This is a genomic window from Paenibacillus segetis, assembly GCF_014639155.1.
GTDB lineage: Bacteria > Bacillota > Bacilli > Paenibacillales > Paenibacillaceae > Fontibacillus > Fontibacillus segetis.
In genome coordinates this window covers 771,037-789,402 of the sequence record NZ_BMFT01000001.1, presented here as the reverse complement: position 1 = coordinate 789,402, position 18,366 = coordinate 771,037, and the positions used below count along the sequence as shown (strand labels likewise).

At 41.6% G+C, this 18,366-nt stretch carries 17 protein-coding genes; 6 read left to right on the top strand and 11 right to left on the bottom strand.

Annotated elements, in window-relative coordinates; translation table 11 throughout:
- The first annotated feature begins 148 nt into the window (after nucleotides 1–148).
- Together IEW05_RS03380 and IEW05_RS03375 are read left to right on the top strand one after the other, a co-directional pair.
- Nucleotides 149–1,402 (top strand): DEAD/DEAH box helicase, encoded by a 1,254-nt coding sequence (locus tag IEW05_RS03380; RefSeq protein ID WP_188535822.1) that lies wholly within the window; start codon nucleotides 149–151, stop codon nucleotides 1,400–1,402.
- Nucleotides 1,403–1,562: 160 nt separating this feature from the next.
- The gene (locus tag IEW05_RS03375) at nucleotides 1,563–2,168 is read left to right on the top strand and encodes a DUF2087 domain-containing protein (RefSeq protein ID WP_188535820.1); all 606 of its coding nucleotides are present in this window, start codon (nucleotides 1,563–1,565) and stop codon (nucleotides 2,166–2,168) included.
- A 28-nt stretch (nucleotides 2,169–2,196) separates the two neighbouring features.
- Here IEW05_RS03375 and IEW05_RS03370 read toward each other — a convergent pair whose 3' ends face one another.
- From IEW05_RS03370 to IEW05_RS03345, 6 genes are all read right to left on the bottom strand, one after another.
- Entirely contained in the window at nucleotides 2,197–3,198 is a 1,002-nt protein-coding gene (locus IEW05_RS03370) for a metal ABC transporter substrate-binding protein (RefSeq protein ID WP_188540707.1), read from the bottom strand.
- A gap of 13 nt (nucleotides 3,199–3,211) precedes the next feature.
- A complete protein-coding gene (locus IEW05_RS03365; protein ID WP_188535818.1) occupies nucleotides 3,212–4,108 on the bottom strand; it encodes a metal ABC transporter permease in 897 nt (298 codons plus the stop codon).
- Complete coding sequence (locus IEW05_RS03360) at nucleotides 4,045–4,761, bottom strand: metal ABC transporter ATP-binding protein (RefSeq protein ID WP_188535816.1); 717 nt, start codon at nucleotides 4,759–4,761, stop codon at nucleotides 4,045–4,047. Before IEW05_RS03360 ends, IEW05_RS03365 begins: the two co-directional genes overlap by 64 nt.
- A gap of 24 nt (nucleotides 4,762–4,785) precedes the next feature.
- Complete coding sequence (rpmG, locus tag IEW05_RS03355; RefSeq protein WP_091232962.1) at nucleotides 4,786–4,935, bottom strand: 50S ribosomal protein L33; 150 nt, start codon at nucleotides 4,933–4,935, stop codon at nucleotides 4,786–4,788.
- Nucleotides 4,936–4,966: 31 nt separating this feature from the next.
- Nucleotides 4,967–6,178, bottom strand: coding sequence for a GTP-binding protein (locus tag IEW05_RS03350; RefSeq protein WP_308420371.1), 1,212 nt, complete (start codon nucleotides 6,176–6,178; stop codon nucleotides 4,967–4,969).
- A 130-nt stretch (nucleotides 6,179–6,308) separates the two neighbouring features.
- The gene (locus tag IEW05_RS03345) at nucleotides 6,309–6,719 is read right to left on the bottom strand and encodes a NusG domain II-containing protein (protein WP_188535814.1); all 411 of its coding nucleotides are present in this window, start codon (nucleotides 6,717–6,719) and stop codon (nucleotides 6,309–6,311) included.
- 203 nt (nucleotides 6,720–6,922) lie between these two features.
- On the opposite strand from IEW05_RS03345, the gene IEW05_RS03340 reads away from it, so the two are divergent.
- Complete coding sequence (locus IEW05_RS03340; RefSeq protein WP_188535812.1) at nucleotides 6,923–7,411, top strand: flavodoxin domain-containing protein; 489 nt, start codon at nucleotides 6,923–6,925, stop codon at nucleotides 7,409–7,411.
- Between the two features lie 86 nt (nucleotides 7,412–7,497).
- Here the strand turns inward: IEW05_RS03340 and IEW05_RS03335 are convergent, their stop codons facing one another.
- Nucleotides 7,498–9,054, bottom strand: a complete 1,557-nt coding sequence (locus tag IEW05_RS03335; protein WP_188535811.1) for a copper amine oxidase N-terminal domain-containing protein — start codon at nucleotides 9,052–9,054, stop codon at nucleotides 7,498–7,500.
- Nucleotides 9,055–9,318: 264 nt separating this feature from the next.
- Here IEW05_RS03335 and IEW05_RS03330 point away from each other — a divergent pair, with 264 nt between their 5' ends.
- Nucleotides 9,319–10,290 carry a 2-hydroxyacid dehydrogenase gene (locus tag IEW05_RS03330; protein WP_188535808.1) on the top strand — a complete coding sequence of 324 codons (972 nt, stop codon included), beginning with the start codon at nucleotides 9,319–9,321 and terminating at the stop codon, nucleotides 10,288–10,290.
- Between the two features lie 87 nt (nucleotides 10,291–10,377).
- On the opposite strand, the gene IEW05_RS03325 is transcribed toward IEW05_RS03330, so the two are convergent.
- Both IEW05_RS03325 and IEW05_RS03320 read right to left on the bottom strand, forming a co-directional pair.
- On the bottom strand, nucleotides 10,378–10,950 hold the full coding sequence (locus tag IEW05_RS03325) for a PadR family transcriptional regulator (RefSeq protein ID WP_188535807.1): 573 nt from the start codon (nucleotides 10,948–10,950) through the stop codon (nucleotides 10,378–10,380).
- A 31-nt stretch (nucleotides 10,951–10,981) separates the two neighbouring features.
- Nucleotides 10,982–12,499, bottom strand: a complete 1,518-nt coding sequence (locus tag IEW05_RS03320; protein WP_268238746.1) for an MDR family MFS transporter — start codon at nucleotides 12,497–12,499, stop codon at nucleotides 10,982–10,984.
- 187 nt (nucleotides 12,500–12,686) lie between these two features.
- Here IEW05_RS03320 and IEW05_RS03315 point away from each other — a divergent pair, with 187 nt between their 5' ends.
- The gene (locus IEW05_RS03315) at nucleotides 12,687–13,775 is read left to right on the top strand and encodes a M24 family metallopeptidase (RefSeq protein ID WP_188535805.1); all 1,089 of its coding nucleotides are present in this window, start codon (nucleotides 12,687–12,689) and stop codon (nucleotides 13,773–13,775) included.
- A 110-nt stretch (nucleotides 13,776–13,885) separates the two neighbouring features.
- Here IEW05_RS03315 and IEW05_RS03310 read toward each other — a convergent pair whose 3' ends face one another.
- Nucleotides 13,886–14,584, bottom strand: coding sequence for a queuosine precursor transporter (locus IEW05_RS03310; RefSeq protein ID WP_188535803.1), 699 nt, complete (start codon nucleotides 14,582–14,584; stop codon nucleotides 13,886–13,888).
- A 276-nt stretch (nucleotides 14,585–14,860) separates the two neighbouring features.
- Here IEW05_RS03310 and IEW05_RS03305 point away from each other — a divergent pair, with 276 nt between their 5' ends.
- Entirely contained in the window at nucleotides 14,861–16,549 is a 1,689-nt protein-coding gene (locus IEW05_RS03305) for a methyl-accepting chemotaxis protein (protein WP_188535800.1), read from the top strand.
- Nucleotides 16,550–17,055: 506 nt separating this feature from the next.
- Here IEW05_RS03305 and IEW05_RS03300 read toward each other — a convergent pair.
- On the bottom strand, nucleotides 17,056–18,210 hold the full coding sequence (locus IEW05_RS03300) for a KamA family radical SAM protein (RefSeq protein ID WP_188535797.1): 1,155 nt from the start codon (nucleotides 18,208–18,210) through the stop codon (nucleotides 17,056–17,058).
- Nucleotides 18,211–18,366: the final 156 nt, after the last annotated feature.

The following is an 18,366-nucleotide window of genomic DNA, read 5'->3' as shown; positions in this document are numbered from 1 at the left end:
ATCTTACCAAAAGATGCTAAAGACGGTAGATAACAATGAAAAAGTAAACCCGAAAACGTTATAGATGGTACAATAGAGGAATGCGAGTAAGTTAGACCGTGAACAGACTGATTTTTCGCAATACTTTTTTTCAAACTAAGGAGACATAATGACATTTAAGGAACTGAATATTATACCCGCAATTTTGAAAGCTTTAAGTAATGAAAACTATACGAAACCAACACCTATACAGGAACAGGCCATCCCGCCAGTGTTAGCCGGCCGAGATTTACTGGGGTGCGCTCAGACCGGAACAGGAAAAACGGCTGCATTTGCCGTTCCAATTATACAGCTCTTAAGCCAGCAGCAAAGCGGCAAACCAAATCACCGTCATGTCCGCTCATTAATATTAACTCCGACTAGGGAACTTGCCCTTCAAATAATTGATAGCTTTCAAGCCTATGGCAAATACACCGGGTTACGCTGTTGCGCTGTCTTTGGTGGCGTATCACAAATTTCGCAGGAGCGATCTCTCAAACAAGGTGCAGATATCGTTGTTGCAACCCCAGGCAGACTGATCGATCTAATGAATCAAAAACTAATTGATTTACAACATGTCAAAATCTTTGTGCTAGACGAAGCCGACAGAATGCTAGATATGGGCTTTATTCATGATGTGAAAAGGATCATCGCGAAGATCCCCAAGCAAAAACAAACCCTGTTCTTCTCGGCAACCATGCCACCAGAAATTTCTACTATGGTTAAATCGATCCTTGTTAATCCGGTAAAAGTGGAAATCACCCCGGTGTCTTCGACAGCCGATAAGATTCAACAATGTGTCTATTTCGTAGATAAGGGAAACAAGCAGAAATTATTAATTGACCTACTTCAAGACAAATCCATCGCTTCGGCACTTGTGTTCACTCGTACAAAACATGGTGCTGACCGAGTTGTGCGTGAGCTAACCAAAGCAAATATTACCGCCCAGGCCATTCATGGTAATAAATCGCAAAATGCCCGTCAGAATGCACTTAGTAATTTCAAAAGTGGCGTCACACGGGTACTCGTGGCAACAGATATCGCGGCGAGAGGTATAGATATTGATGAACTCTCTCATGTATTCAACTACAATCTCCCTAATATTCCTGAAACCTATGTCCATCGAATTGGCCGTACGGGTAGAGCGGGTCTAAGCGGGACTGCCATCTCCTTCTGCGAAATTGAAGAAATACCTTATCTCAAGGATATACAGAAAGTGATCGGAAAGTCGATTTCCGAAGTGAAAGATCATCCTTATCCAATGTTGGTTACAACTCCACCTGCAAAGGAAGCCACGCCCACATCGCCAAGAAAACCCAAACCTTTTAACAAGAAAAAACCGATGGGTAAATCCTTTAAATCGGCTCCACCAAGAAAGGCATAGCCTAAAAGTAGTGATTCTAGAGAAGAGTACGTCTCCAGAATCACTACTTTTTTTGTTATGTCTTAGTATCTGTTGACAATAATTTCTATTGTCTGTAATATCTAATTTAACAAATATCAAATTAGATAAGTGTTAAATTAACAGTCAGGAGGCTTGATCTATGCAATTAGATAAGATTGTTAACTATCATAAGGCTCTTGCTGATCCAACGAGAATCAAAATTCTGCTCTTATTATCGGGTGGAGAACTAAATGGTCAAGTGCTGGCCGAGAAATTATTTGTTACTCCGGCTACCATTACCCACCATGCCTCCAAACTTCGCGAAGCCAGTTTGATCTGCGAACGTCGGGAGAAGAATACGATTTATTTCTCCTTGAATCACTACTTCATCAAGAATAGCGCTAATGCAACAGCTGATTTAATCTACAAAAATATAAATACTCTGGGAGGCTTGGAACCAATGAATGATCAACAACAGCGCATGAAAGATTCCGTTATTAGAAATTTCTTCACTTCTGAAGGGAAATTGAAGCAGTTACCCGTTCAACTCAAGAAGAAACTGATAGTTCTAGAGCATCTCGTATCTTCACTTGAGCCAAGTCGCCAATATACGGAGAAAGAGATCAACGATTTCATTAAACAATATCATGAGGATTACGCGACCATCCGTCGGGAATTCATCATGCATCAGATGATGATTCGTGATCATGAGATTTATACGATAAATCCGCAGGAAATGTGGACAAGATGGGAGACATTGACCTAAATAGTCATTCGTAATTCGAACATCACGTCTATTCGTTTAGCGCAGCCTGTAGGCTTTTTAGATTCTGACGCATAATACCCAAGTAATCTAATTGATTAGTCTTGTCTTCTTCCGTAAGTCCTTCTATTGGATTAAGTACGGCGGTCTTTGCGCCAATCTCTTTCGCTATGGTATCTGCCACCTTTGAAGAAACTAGCGTCTCGAAGAAAATGGTTTTCACCTTATTGTCCTTCGCAAACTTCACGATTTCCGTCATCATCGCCGCAGAAGGTTCTTGCTCAGGAGATAAGCCAGCAATCGGAACCTGTGTTAGTCCATATGCTTGAGCCAAATAACCAAAAGCAGCATGTTGCGTAATAAAGTCTTTCCTCTTTGTATTTGTTAATCCATCTATAAATTCCTGATCTAACTGTTCCAATTTAGCTACATAGTTGTCAGCGTTCTTCTTAAACTCATCCTTATGATCAGGCACCGCTTCCGCAAGCCCTGCTTCAATATTACGAACTTCCTTGATCGCTAGGGCTGGAGATAGCCATACATGCGGGTCCATACCGTCATGATCATGATGGTGAGCTTCTTCTCCATCGTGATCGTGAGGTTCTTCTTCATGTTCATGAGCTTCTTCTTCCGAGCCTACCATTATATCCAGACCATGACTCGCTTCTATCTTCACTAGGTTATCATTACCCACGGCAGATAACACCTGATCAATCCAAGATTCCATCCCTGCACCGTTATAGACTAACACATCGGAATCTACTATTTTCTTGATGTCTTGTGGCGTAGGTTCCCAATCATGAGGCTCGATTCCCCCAGGAACCAGAACTTCCACCTCAGCTAAATCGCCAGCAACATTTTTGGTAAATTCATACATGGGATAAAAGCTAACTTGAATCTTTAGTTTCTCCGATCGAACTACCTTGCTATTTCCAAAATCGTTCGAATTAGCGCTATCTGCCATAGAGCCACTATTATTCGTTCCTCCACCACAACCAGATACAATGAATATCAATCCTAATATACATGTCATAAATACTTGATTTTTAAATTTCAAAATGAGACTCTCCTTTTTTGGGGTATCCTTGTTCATTCATTTCTATTCCCTTTCTCCAGCTAGCACGGGCTCTTCGTTTGTGAGATCCAAGCCGTAGTCGCTGAATCCCAATCCCAATTAAAAGTAAAATTAACAACACTAACGCAATCGTTCCTCCCGGAGGTGTATTGATATAATAAGAAGCGGTCAATCCGCTGAATATACCTATGAACCCGATGATCACGGACATAATTATAGCTGCTGTAAAACCTCTTGCTATTCGTAACGCCAATGAGGCGGGAAGTACCATCAGAGAGGATACAAGTAGAACACCAACAATCGGCATTGCAGCAGCCACCGTCATACCGGTTAATACAGCGAACGAAAACGTCAGTCCTCTGACACGCATTCCACCAATTTGTGCCGTTTCTTCATCAAATGTTAGGTTATATAGCGGTCTTCTTAGAACAAAGAAATAACCAACACCGATCATTGCGACAACAGCAATTAGCCAGAGTTGCGCATCGCTAACAGCAACGATTGAACCAAATAAATATGAACTAAAGCTTTTATTCAAATTACTTCGTAGACTCATAAGAACAATAGCAAGCGCTAACCCCGAGGTCATAATAATCGCAACCGAAACTTCACTATAAGTCCGGTAGGTTCTCCTTAATTGTTCAACTAGGATTCCGCCGATCACGGCAACAACAAACCCACAAACTATGGGATTAAGGCTAAGCACAGAGCCTAGCGCTACCCCGGCCAAAGAGACATGAGAAAGTGTATCTGCCATCAATGCCTGACGTCGTAACATTAGATAGACACCCAATATCGGCGCAATTATTCCGATACAGGCTCCGGCCCAAAATGCACGTTGCATGAACTCGTACTCAAACATTGCCACTCCTCACTTTCCCTTTGTTCCAAAGATATAACTCGGTCCAGATATTCATCCGTTTCTTCCAGTCCATGAGTAACCATAATGACCGTAATCCCGTGTGTTGTTACGCAGTGCCTCATTAACCGATATAATCCAATACGGCTCTGTTGGTCCATTCCTGCTGTCGGCTCATCTAGAATCAACACATTGGGCTCTCCAGCGAGTGCTCTAGCAATACAAATCCGTTGCTTTTGCCCTCCAGACAACTCACCAATCCTGCGGTGCCTGTAGTCCCACATCCCTACTTGCTTAAGACTTTGCTCTACTACAGCTGCCTTCTCTTGTGTGAATCGCTTGAACAGACCTAACCGCGAATAGCAGCCTGATTGGACTAGTTCCAACACATGGCTGGGAAACCCGCTGTTAAAAGAAGCGATATGCTGTGGCACATACCCGATTTGCAGCTTTTTCCCACCTAGAGCATGCTTGTTTAATTCAACCGTGCCGCTCCATGGCTTAAGTAAACCTAGTAACAATTTGAGCATCGTAGTTTTGGCTGCTCCGTTAGGACCTGTAATTCCTATAAACTCCCCGCAGTGTATATCCAGAGAAACCCCGTTTAGAACGGGGGCTTCTCCGTATCCAAAAACTACATTTTTCATTGAAGATAAAATCATCTTGATCCCTCTTTTTATTCATTTCTATCTAGTTTCCCGATGGATCGTATATTTTCTCAAACGAGGGGAATATTTTCTCAGCTCCAAACGCTCTGGATGGTTTCGTTTATTCTTGGTCGTTGTATAGTTACGATCTCCACATTCCGTACATGCCAATGTTACGACTACCCGCACGTGTATCACCTCCTTGAACTATTTATGTTAATTAGCGCTTTGACAGGAGTTCCTCATCACTAAGCCATGGGAGCGGATTTCTGAATGAGGCCCAGTCCATATTCATCTCCTCAGTAGTTAAGAGGCAGCGATCCAACTGTTGCTCAATTTCTCTTTTGTCCATGTGTATACCGATCAGAACGATCTCTGTCATCCTATCTCCCCAGATATGATCCCATGTTTGTAGAACCTCAGGTTCATTTGTGAATACAGCCTGTTGTTCTTCCTCAGACAAAGCTGCAAGCCAGTGACCTGCAGGACCGAACTGAATGGAGGGACCCGCCTGGCTAAAGCTTGCAGCAAGATCCGATTTAACTGAGATCCAGATTAACCCTTTTGCTCTGACAACCTCGACGGGCCAATCCGCCATGTAGTCCGCCAACCTCTCAGGATGAAACGGTCTTCTACGTCGATAAACGAACGAACTAATCCCATACTCTTCTGTTTCAGGAATATGGCTCTCTTGTTCTAACTCTTTGATCCAACCAGCGGACACGCTAGCTTTATCGAAATCGAACAACCCTGTATTCAAAATTTCTCCCGGTTCAACGATGCCATTCTGTGTTCTAATCAATTTAGCACTAGGTTGTATTTTACGAAGTACGCCCTCGAGTTCTTTCAGCTCATCTTCATTAACGAGATCACATTTATTGATAATCAACACATCGCATGTTTCAATTTGATCGATCAACAAATCAACTACATCGCGAGTATCTTCTGTACCCGTTGCTTCCCCCCGTTCTAGCAATGTTTCACCCGAGGAAAAGTCATGCCAGAACCGATAAGCATCTACTACAGTCACCATGCAGTCCAATCTAGCCACAGAGGTCAAGTCAATTCCACTCTCCTCATCCTCATATGAGAATGTCTGAGCAATCGGAATCGGCTCACTAATCCCCGTAGATTCAATCAAGATATAATCAAATCTGTCTTCTATTGCTAATTTCTCTATTTCCTTAATCAAGTCATCGCGAAGCGTACAGCATATACACCCATTGGACATCTCCACTAACTTCTCTTCCGTACGCGACAAATTCGCTCCGGCTTGTATTAGATCGGCGTCAATATTTATCTCGCTCATGTCATTCACGATAACCGCTACCTTTAAACCCTTGCGGTTATTGAGAAGATGATTTAACAATGTCGTTTTACCTGATCCTAAATATCCGCAAAGCACGGTAGCAGGTATTTTCCTTTTATTCAATACTGCAGCCCCTTTCCAGACCATATAATAGCTAACCCACTCATTAATCGTAATTATTACGATTAACAAAAATCAATATAATCCCTTTGATCAATTTTGTCAACATAAGGTTTATTATCCTTTTTATGTTTTATCGAACATACGCATCAATTCCATCATCGGTATCCGTAACATTGCTTTGATTCTTAACGACTTCAACAAATATTCGGTTAGGAACACAAACTATACTTTCATTGGGACGCGATATAAAGCCCATCGCCATGGAAATCTTCTTCGGACAGTCGGCGTACACCATTTGAATCCCGTTGTCGAAGACCTTTAATATGTTGTGTCCATACTCTGTCTTGATCTCAATATTCTGCTCCCTCCCATCTAGAGGAATCTTCTCGTATAGGTTTCCATCTACGGTAATCACCGCACTCAAGCTTGAGGGATCGTAGACCTGAGTTTTCTCGTTGTAATATCTTAATCCTAGCCACAACGTGCCAACCAAAATCAACACAGTGATCAACAAAATATCTCCACGCTTCAGTTTAAACATAGTTCTCCTTTACCCACCACTTTCGGATTAAGCGTAATAATTACGATTAACAACAATCATATTATGGACAATTCACTCATTTGTCAATGCCTATATGCAAATGAGAAACTTTCATTGTATCTTCCTATGACGAATATCGTATACGCCAAAATGTACTCCATTTATACTTAAGTAAAAATTAGGATGATAATGGGGGCATAATGATGAGTACGCTGATTTTGTATGCTGGTAAATATGGTTCTACCAAAACAAGCGTAGACGCATTAAAAATGAGTTTAAACAACCCGGTTACAGTAATCGACCTTCATCAGGAAGCTACACCCGATCTATCTAATTATGACAAGATCATTATTGGGGGATCTATTTATTTCGGACAATTTCAAAAAGTGGCTAAACAGTTTTGCATAGATAACCTGAGTATTCTAAAACAGAAACAGCTCGGATTATTTATATGCTGCGGTAGTCCTGAGAATATTGAGCAATATTGGTCAGTAGCTGTTCCTTCTGAATTACTGGAACATGCCATAGTCAAGGAATGTTTTGGTGGGGAATTAAATCGAACTAACATGAATTTTTTTGATAAGTTGATCACTGGAATCATAACCAAAGCAGCGCAAAAAAATGGTAAACCCGCACCCGAAATCTTTCTCCATTCCATCACCAAGTTTTCTGAAGAATTTAATTTAGCCTAATTTAAAAATAACGACACGTATAAAAGGCTGGCCCCACTCATCAAAGATGATTTGGGGCCAGCCATATATATATCTACCTAGATCAATTATTGACGTTCAATCGTAATCCAACCATCTGGATCACTCTGAACCACGGCCCCTAGAGATTCGGCCATAAATCGTAAAGGAACATAGGTTGTTCCACTCTTATCGACAAATGCTGGCTGGGCTAACGTTACCGTACGGTCGCCTATCTTAGCTTCCTTAGAACCAACGGTTATCACAATGTTCAGACCCGTGATATCGTCAATAATGACGATTTGTTTAGAACCCTTCGTCCACTTTACCTCCGCATCCAATTGCTCCGACAAATAGCGAAGCGGTACGAAAGACGTATTATTCTTAGTAATGACTCCATCATAGTCGCTTAATGTATCAATCACTAAATATTTTTGCGAGATTTTCAAATCGTTCTTTAACAGCTTGTAAACTTCTGAATTCGTCTCGAAGTTACGCAAGATCTGTCCTGGTGTTACCACTCCATCCGTTACATCCAGTACCCCTGCGGAAATATCAACCTTATCAGGGACTACAACCCCGCCAATATTCCATGTTTCATTTTCACTATGAACTTTAATCGCCTGGATAGGCAGTTCTTCAGACTGTGGAAGAGCAACCTTAAGATCCAAGACCTGCTTACGAATATTCAGTGCACTATCAAAGTACAGATCAACCTTTAATGTCGTATCTTTGCTAAGAACAGTCTTAAGCTCTGGGGTCTCATCCAGTAATGCTGTTACTTGCTCATCATAGTTAGTCAACAGCTCAGTAATTCCTTGCTGTATAACGCCAAAGATTGCAGCTACTTCAACTTCTTTGGAACTGAGTAATGGAGTTGTTTCCTCAACATCATACTCATCCTCGTAATCGTAATCGTACTCATCCTCATACTCATATTCAAACGGATCAGTATACATGGAGCCCAGCGTATTAGATACATCGTAGAATGCTCCAATAATCTCTTTCAAGCCTTGTTCATCTTTAGACAAATTCGTTAAAAACGGCTTAATTAGACCTAACAGCTCATCTCCACCGAGTTCAACATGAAGATTTGTTAAATTCAGTGATTCACCATTAACCTTCTCTTGTAGTTGCTTCACAGACAAGGTGGATGGGTTCGGAAGATGCTTAATAATCAATCCCATCGCTTGTATCGAAAGATCTTGTACCTGATCCTTATATTGCGTCATGTCAGGAAGACCTTGTTCCGAAGTATCCAATGCTATGTAGATCGGCTTCTTAGCGCCTTCCACTTGAACAGTCATGCCTTTCTCGTCCATTGCTAGTTGGAAAGGAAGCTTCTTACCTTGGTAGCCTACAGATCCAACAATGGATACATTGCTTCCGTCTTTCACTTTAGCGTTATCAACGGTCAACGACAATGAATTAATGAGTTCAATCGCTTTCTTCTCTTCTGCAGATAAATTACCACCTGCGGCAGGCACAATCTCAAACGATAGCGTCTGTTTCGATTCGCTAGCCTTTACGTCAAAACTGCCGAGTATAGCCTTATTGACATCAAAACCTCCAATTGCTGTACATCCGGTAAGCATGATCAATAGTAGGATCAATGGTGCAGCAATCCACTTCGATTTTTTCATCATTTATTATTTTCCCCCTTCTTCTTTCACTGCTATTTCCCATTATCTTTCATACCAGTCCGAATTGTAAATAGAGAGTTAAATTTCCGCAACATTATTTATTTCAAATGTCCTGAGACGAAATACGAAGCGGTAGCAAAGCCCTGTCTACTTCATTATGATATGTGCCCAGAAAAAATTGATAACCTGTAATCGGTTCGCTCCTCTTCATTTCTGGTAAAATATATATACAAGCCTGTTATTAAGTTATAGAAGGGAGCATACAACATGAAACCGAACGTTTATATCGCAAGAAAAATCCCGGCAGAAGTAGAAGCTTATATCGCTAAACACTGCAATTACAGCAAGTGGGATCATCCTGAACCGATTCCTCGCGCTACGCTCCTTGAAAATCTGAGTATAGCTGAAGGGTTATTAACATCCGGCGGTAAAATCAATCAGGAACTTCTGGACCATGCCCCTCATCTAAAAGTCGTCAGCACGATCAGTGTGGGATACAACAATTTTGATCTAGAAGCAATGAAATCACGAGGGATTTTGGGCACAAATACCCCCCAGGTTCTGAACGATACCGTAGCAGATTTAATTTTCTCTCTCATCCTATCAACCGCTCGCCGTATTCCCGAAATGGATCGGTATGTCAAAGAAGGACAATGGAAACGTGGAGATGATGAGAATTTATTCGGACTGGATGTCCATCATAAGAAACTAGGTATTATTGGCATGGGTGGAATCGGCGAAGCCGTTGCTCACAGAGGAAAATGGGGTTTCGGAATGGAAGTGTTGTATCATAACCGCCATCGAAAACCTGAAGTCGAAGCCACTCTAGAAGCTAAATACTGCACAATGCATGACTTACTCAAAGAAAGTGACTTCATCGTTCTTATGACCCCGCTGACAGCAGAAACCTATCAGATGATCGGTGCCAAAGAATTTGCCTTGATGAAATCTACTGCGGTATTTGTTAACGCATCACGTGGCGCCACGGTAGATGAAGAAGCGATGATTCATGCACTTCAACAAGGGAAAATTTATGGGGCTGGTCTAGATGTCTTTGAACATGAACCTCTCACAGGGGACAGCCCCTTATTGTCTCTACCAAATGTAGTTACCCTGCCTCATATTGGTTCCTCGACGAGACAAACCCGTCATCAAATGGCCATGCTCGCCGCAGAGAATCTTGTCAGTGCCCTAAAGGGTGAAACCCCTAACAATTTGGTTAAAGAACTGCGCACATGACACCCTCGACTCATCGAATGCTCGTTACTTATTTTATTTAAAAAATGAACCCCGGAAACCTAACAGGTCCGGGGTTCATTACTTGTATTACTCCTCATCATCTAGCAAAGGAGTAAACTCTATCTGGCCTAAACGGCCAGCTTCCGTATCAACCAGCAATCTTTTGAGCCACTTTAGTTCTGCCATTGCATGCTCATAATGACCTGCCATAAAGTGTAGGACACTTCTAGGAACTATACCTTGATGCTCACAATAGATCTGATATTGGATATTTACATGGTGCTCTGCTTCCTTCACCCGTTCTCTTAAAAGTGACGCAATTTTTTCTTGGTCTCCCTTGTCAGCAAACACCAGAGCGATATACATCGAATGGTACACTGGCTCTATTACCTTGATTTTATCAAGTAATAGCTTCTGAAAATGATCCTTTCCCTTATCCGTTATTCGATATACCGTTTTGTCCGGACGATTACTACTACTAATGGTTTCTAATACTTCAATATACTTCTGCTTAGCCAATTGTTCCACCGCATAATACAGCGAACCAATGTGGAACTTACCCTGATGATCGAGAAAACGTTCTTTCATTCGAACTCTAATTTCATAAGGATGCAGATCTTCTTCAAGGAGTAAGCCTAATATGGACAATCGGATTGACAAAACATATTCTCTCCTCGCAATTTTTATCAAATTAATTCATTTGTTCTACAGAGGCACCTGATTTACGTGCAATCCGGTCTTTTGGCATCACAAGCACAGTCAAGATAGCCAAAATAACAGGAATCAAAGCCCACATAAACATATGCGAGATCGAGTAGGAAAGCGAATCCGTAATTTTCTTAAGAATTTCTGCAGGAATGTGCGCCCTTGACTCCGAAGATAGCACCTCTCTAGTATCACCAAACGATTGTCCTGCCTGACCCATCCCCTCAAAAGCTTTTGCCATTTGATCAGACATCAAATTTCGCTGCACGATACCAAATATTGTAATGCCAAGCGTCATACCTAATGAGCGAAGGAAGGAATTTGTTGATGTTGCAGCACCACGTTGCCGCATATCAAAGTGATGAATCGCAGCCATGCTAAGAACGGAGAAGGAGAACCCTACACCTATACCTGTTAACACACTGTACACCGTCAACAATATTCGTGATGAATCTCCCGTTAGAGTGCTTAGTGAAAATATACCAACTGCTAAGAACAACACAGAAATCATCATAATTGTGCGATAAGGCATCCTCGGCGCAAGGATTCCACCTAGCATACTTCCAATAACCGATCCAATCATCATCGGCATCAGGATAATACCCGAATTAGTCGCCGATCCCCCAAATACCCCTTGTACATAAATGGGAATATATACGGTTGCTACAATAAAGACACTACCATAGAACAATGCCATCGCATTGCTAGTCGCGTACAAACGATTCTTGAACATACCAAAGGAAATGATCGGTTCCTTCGCTTGTCTCTCGATCAGTACAAAAACGATGAATAATGCAGCAAAACCGCCTAATAAACTGAGAATAACTACAGAATCCCAAGCAAACTTACCTCCACCCAGTTCCAGAGCAAACATGAGACAAACGATCGCACCAACAAGTGTGAACGCTCCGCCCCAGTCAATTTGCTGTTTAGCATGGGACAATGATTCTTTATAGAAAATAATAATGAGAACCAGTGCAATCAAACCGATCGGCACATTGATATAGAATACCCAGTTCCAACTAAATGTGTCGGTAATAAATGCACCGAGCAGCGGACCAAAAATACTGGATGTGCCAAATACGGCACCAAGTAATCCTGTCATCTTTCCACGTTGTTCAATCGGAAAAATATCATAAATAATCGTAAAGGCAATCGGCATTAGCGCTCCTCCGCCAATCCCTTGAATCGCCCGGAATATACTGAGCTGAAGGATGCTTCCGGCTAATCCACATAACATGGAGCCAAGTAGGAACATCGCAATCCCAAAAATAAAGAAACGTTTTCGGCCGTACATGTCAGATAATTTACCAAAGATCGGGGTTCCCGCCATAACGGCCACCATATACGCTGACGTTACCCAAACGAATTGATCCATTCCACCCAGTTCAGAAACGATGGTTCCCATCGCTGTCGTCACGATCGTATTATCCATCGCAGACATCAAAATGCCCAACATGAGTCCGATCAATATAAATTTAGTATGATCTTTGTTTTTTACTATCAAGCTATTCTCTCTCCTTCATCCTATTCAAATTTGAGTACATTTTTATTTTAGTTTTAATTTTAAAAAAGTAAACCTTTTTATTCCAATTAACCCACAAAAAATCCAAGTTAATCTACAAAACTTTTGTTATCAAAATAAATACCCTATAATATAGCAATAATGTTGTGAAAGGAAGGATTAACTTATGAACTATAAATGGAGTGGATTAGAACAAAGAATGAAGGATGTTGGTATACATACATTACTCATTACAGATCCCAAACATGTATATTATCTAACCGGGTTCCTAAGCAATCCCCATGAAAGGTTTCTAGGTGCTGTACTGCAGCTTGGCAGAGAGCCGTTTCTCATTGTACCAGCACTTGACGAAGAGGCAGCTCGCTCTACATCGGATATCCAAGATATCATTACTCACCAAGATACAGATAATCCTTACCTGATATTAAATAATCATTTGGATGGTACGTTAGGAACTGTCGGCCTAGAGAAAGAGCACGTTTCCATCGCCCGTTATGAAGAATTGAAGGCTACGTTGTCTTTTGACAGTTATCTTGTAGATATTGGTCCGTGGCTCCGCGAGCTACGCGTAGTCAAATCTCCCGAGGAAGTTAGTAAAATTCGATATGCTGTACAAATCATTGAACAAGTCCTGCAAGAAGCTCTCCTCAAAGTAAAAGAAGGTATTACGGAGAATGAATTGGTTGCGGAAGTTGAATATCAAATTCGAAAGCTGGGTGCAGACGGTCCTTCTTTTGATTCTATGGTATTGTCTGGCGAGAAGACCGCACTTCCACACGGCGTACCAGGAACCCGACAGATCAGCCGCGGAGACTTGCTGATGTTTGATATTGGAGTGTATGCTTCCGGTTATGCATCTGATATCACCCGAACCTTTGCCGTTGGAGAATTATCTGAAGAGAAAAAGCACATATATGAAACGGTTCTCGCTGCCAATCAAGCAGCTATCTCAGCAATTAAGCCCGGTGTTACCTTCGGCTCCATAGACAAAGCAGCTCGAGATGTTATCGATGCAGCAGGATATGGTGAATACTTCATTCACCGTCTGGGTCACGGGCTAGGTATTGATGTGCATGAGTTCCCTTCCATTCATGGAAATAATGAAATTTTACTGACGGAAGGTAACGTATTTACTGTTGAACCGGGAATTTATGTTCCAGGAGTCGGTGGTGTCCGGATTGAGGATGATGTACTTGTTACTCCTGAAGGCGTTGAAGTACTGACATCTTTCCCGAAGATGCTTACGTATTTATAAGATAATCTTCTCTATAACACGATATTTGAAGCCCATAATAAAAACCTCCAAGTTCACGAAATGAATTGGAGGTTTTTATTGCTGTATTGTATGTTAATAGTATGAAGTAGTTATTCGGTACTCATTTCTTTATCGTCTTTATGCTGAAAGTTTCTCGCAATATATAAAAACGGAGTTCCCGCAGCTGTCAGTATAAATTTAATGACATAGGTCGTAAAGAGAATTTCAAGCCAAACCCTCAAGCTATATTCACCTGCAAAAGCAATCGTACAGAATACGAGTGTATCCACAAAAGAGCTGGCCATCGTACTTCCATTGTTCCTAATCCACAATTGATGTGGTTTTGGATAAAAGCGCCGAATCCAAGCATATAGTCTGACATCGAGAAATTGACTGATAAAATAAGCGGTTAAGCTCCCGAGTGCCAAACGTGGCATTAATCCAAATATCGTCTCCAATGACGATTGAGCAATATCAGTCTCTTGAGGTTGGAACACTAGCGCCATTTGCATAATAATCGTTGTCATAATCAACGTAAAAAAGCCAAACCAAACCGCTTTTTTGGCCTCTGCTCGGCCATATTTCTCATTCAGCAAATCGCTGGTCAAATACAAACTGACATACATTGTATTCCCGAGCGTCATGACGATTCCAAACATCTCAATTGTTTTGACAACCTGAATGTTAGCGATGATTGTCGCCACACCAATCCAAGCGTACAGCCCTTTCTTCCCAAACAAACGGTAACATATCAAGAAGAACGTAAAGTTCACAAGCATGAACAAAACGCCCCATCCTATATTAAACACATTAAATTCCTCCTAGTTTTGATTACGCGGGATGGTTACGAACCGCGGCTAACAACATACAGCAGTTATTACATTACCATAATCCCTTCTTGTAATCCACCATATACATGATGTGAAAATAATGAAAAATATATAATTCCCCATGTAACTATCATTTGCAAATCATAGCTTTTCATATAAAATAGTTCTATTGACCGTTGGTAAATATAACTATCCCATTGAAACAGCGAACAATCGTCAAAAAAAGAACATCTAGAGGAAAACGGAGAGGATTGCATGTTCAGAATTAAACATTCTATTAGCCGTAAACTTATGCGGACATTTGCAGTAGTTATCGTTCTATCATCACTCTTATTTAGTACCAGCTTTTATTACATATCTATGGGTATTATCAAAACCCATGTTCTCCCCCAGTTTGACAAGGTATTATATACTAGCACACAGGATATTTATAAAAGTCTCGATAAGAGCCAAACGCTACAATTACTTAAAGGCAAAGAAAATTCACGTTTTACTGTGGAATCTTACCTTTCTGAAAGTGTAAAAAAATTCAATTTAGATTCCGCTTATCTCATTAATTATCAAGATAAACAAGCCGTCATACTGGCTACTAATGATACATCGAAAATGAAAACTACGGATACATTAATGATTCAGGATGCCATGTTGAAGGCTGAAAATAGCACTGTCAGCATCAGTAATATCTACTCCGACCAGTTTGGGGCACACAAAACAGCTTACATATCCATTCCGGGAAGCTCCATTATACTTGCCGTAGGGATGGATGCAACCTTTGTAGAACAGAAGCAATCCCAGATTCTGTGGATCTGTATTGGTATCACATTATTTGTTATTACGGTTGGGATAACGATTGCTTATCTAGGTAGTCGCCGCATCACGAAACCGATCAAAAATCTAGTTACAATAACTGAAAAGATGGCAATTGGTGATTTCCGTCAAAATATTGAGATAAAAGGACATGATGAAGTGGCTCAGTTGGCTGAGAGCTTTCATTCCATGACTGTTCAACTCAAGGACATGATCTCCAAAGTACATGATACTTCCTTGTCTGTTGTCAGCGGAGCCGATGAAATGATCCAATCTGTCCGTACCTTTGAGGAATTGATTGAACGTTCCAATGCTGCAACTACTCAAATCGAGAGTGGTAGTAATATAATAGCTTCAGCAACGGCTGAGAATGCACGTGCTATGGAGGAAATCTCGGATGGTATTCAGCAAATTGCTGCTTCCTCTGCTGCAGTCACAGAGAGAATAGGACAAGCTTCCGAACAAGCCAATATCGGCAATGAGCTAGCACAAACAGCCATTAACCAAATGGAACAAGTCGAAGGTGCCGCTGGAAAGTCACTACAGCACATATCAATTCTCAATGAGCGTTCCGAATCCATCGCTAAAGTTGTAGCTACAATCAGCGAAATCACCAAACAAACCAATATCCTTGCATTAAATGCATCAATTGAAGCCGCCCGTGCTGGTGCTCACGGTAAAGGCTTCGCCGTTGTAGCTGAAGAGGTCCGTAAACTAGCTGAGGAATCGCAAACCGCCACCGATAAAATTAGTCAGTATCTTATTAGCATTCAGGAGGAATCTCATAATTCCTTCACCGCCATGCAGCATGTAAGTGACGAAATTCACTCTGGGGCAGCTATTGTTAGGAACGCTGGCCTCGCCTTCGACCAGTTAACGGAGCTAATCCAACATATCAATATTACGATTCATTCAGTTTCTTCATCTACGCAAGAGGTGTCCGCTGGAACGGAAGAAGTTACTGCTTCTGTAGAAGAAGCTGCTAGTATCACAGCAAAGTCATTGCAAAATATCAAAGAAATCGCACATTATTCCAGTCAGCAAATGACGGAGATTACGGCTCACGCTACGACTGTGAACTCGCTACAAGAAATAGCAACCATTTTAAGAGAGTCTGTTAATAGGTTTAAAATATAGGAGGGACAGCTGGGTGAAGTGCAAGGGCATTCGGCGTGATTCGAACTTTCGATCGCTGTTGCTGTGTGATTATTTTGATTGTATAAACCCTTAATTGGTTATAATCACACAGCAAAGGCGAACGCTCCGCTTCTCCAGTTTCGAATCTCACCCCATGCCCCCTTCACCCATCTGTTAGAGTGAGTAGTACTACAACAAAGACGTATCTCCTTTTGAAATCATAGGAGATACGTCTTTGTTAAGCGCCGAAAAGTCCTTTGGGCTTTCTCGACAAACTGAGGCTGTAGCTCAACTCTTTAAAGTTGAGCTACAGCCTATTACTAACCACTTAAACAGATGGGTGAAGGAGTAACGTAGAGGAAATTTGGAACTGGAGAAGCGGTAGCGTTCGCCTTTATCCTCGGATTTCATCCGCTGAGCGGAATAAATTCTAGAAATCTGAGGATAACAGCGATCGAAAGTCCAAATTTTCCTCAAAGTTACGACTGAACCCCCATCTGTTACTTCTACACCGATGAGGGAGATAGCTCGTTTACAGATACAACCTCGGCCAGTTTCTTCTCTGGCCGTTTCCAATAAGCCTCGTTACCGGGAAGATCGTCGAACCAAGCTGCGTCCTTCGGACAGTCCAGGATCATGAATTTTCCATATTCATCATCTCTGGACTGGTGATATTTCAGGAACGCCTGACCGTTCTCAATCGCTAAGATTTCAATCTTCCCTGAGGTATGACTCATCGACAGTCGAACCCGTTTTCCAAGCCCAGAAGTTCGGGCTTTGGCTTCTTCCACCAACGTATAGGCGCGTTCAAGAGGGATGACAAATTCTGAATTACCGGCAACCGGCCGGTTAATAAAGAAATAATAAGGTGTAACTCCAGCCCAGGATAACTGGTCAAGTAATTCCCCAAGCACTTTGGAATCGTCATTGATTCCCCTTAGTATTGGCGTCTGATTTACGACAATCGCTCCAGCCTCATGCATAGCCTGGAAACCTTTCTTAGCTTCAGGCGTAATTTCACGGGGATGATTGATATGCGCCATGACATAAATCCGTTGATCTACCGTTGAGAACTCCTTAATCAGTTCTAAAAGCTCCGGATCTTCATAAATACGCATTGGATTGAACACTGGAATCTTTGAACCTAAACGAATGATCTTCACATGATCGATCTGACGTAATTGTTCTAAAATAATTCTTAGTTTTGAGGTAGCTAATATTAAACTATCTCCCCCGGTGAGGAGTACGTTATTAATCTCGGGATGTTCCTTAATATACTCAATGCCAGGCGTAACATCAGCTAAAGCTTCTTTGACATCATTGCGAAACAGGCGCTTACGGAAACAATAGCGGCAATAAGAACCACACACTTCTGAAACAATGAGTAGAGCTGTTGTTCGATACTTGTGCTGACAGCCAGGTGCTGCATAATTTGTATCCTCATCGGAGGCATCCCACCGACCGTACTCGCTCAGTTCACCCTTGTTAGGGATGACTAATTTACGAATCGGATCGTGTGGATCATCCCAATCGATAAGATTTAAATAATAATCATTTACCCGGAATACAAATTTGTCTGTAATTGGCCGGAGCTCCTCCATCTCCAACTGGGACAACTGCGTCACTTTACCAATATCGGTGATGTACTTCGGTCGTGCCATACGCTATCTCCTCCTCTGACATTACTAATTTGTAAAGAGAAAGCGCAGAAACCAACTAACCGCAGTGAATACAGCAATACTGTGCCGTTAACGGGGCCAAAGAGTCAAAAAAATGCAAAAAGACCCCGTTACAGGGTCAATGAGTATGTAGTATAG

Bases quoted from the DNA above. Each gene is read 5' to 3' on its own strand.
- IEW05_RS03345 (WP_188535814.1), bottom strand. From the start codon at position 6,719: ATGTTTAAACTGAAGCGTGGAGATATTTTGTTGATCACTGTGTTGATT.
- IEW05_RS03370 (WP_188540707.1), bottom strand. From the start codon at position 3,198: ATGACATGTATATTAGGATTGATATTCATTGTATCTGGTTGTGGTGGA.
- IEW05_RS03300 (WP_188535797.1), bottom strand. From the start codon at position 18,210: ATGGCACGACCGAAGTACATCACCGATATTGGTAAAGTGACGCAGTTG.
- IEW05_RS03335 (WP_188535811.1), bottom strand. From the start codon at position 9,054: ATGATGAAAAAATCGAAGTGGATTGCTGCACCATTGATCCTACTATTG.
- IEW05_RS03380 (WP_188535822.1), top strand. From the start codon at position 149: ATGACATTTAAGGAACTGAATATTATACCCGCAATTTTGAAAGCTTTA.
- IEW05_RS03305 (WP_188535800.1), top strand. From the start codon at position 14,861: ATGTTCAGAATTAAACATTCTATTAGCCGTAAACTTATGCGGACATTT.
- IEW05_RS03315 (WP_188535805.1), top strand. From the start codon at position 12,687: ATGAACTATAAATGGAGTGGATTAGAACAAAGAATGAAGGATGTTGGT.
- IEW05_RS03340 (WP_188535812.1), top strand. From the start codon at position 6,923: ATGAGTACGCTGATTTTGTATGCTGGTAAATATGGTTCTACCAAAACA.
- IEW05_RS03330 (WP_188535808.1), top strand. From the start codon at position 9,319: ATGAAACCGAACGTTTATATCGCAAGAAAAATCCCGGCAGAAGTAGAA.
- IEW05_RS03375 (WP_188535820.1), top strand. From the start codon at position 1,563: ATGCAATTAGATAAGATTGTTAACTATCATAAGGCTCTTGCTGATCCA.
- IEW05_RS03360 (WP_188535816.1), bottom strand. From the start codon at position 4,761: ATGATTTTATCTTCAATGAAAAATGTAGTTTTTGGATACGGAGAAGCC.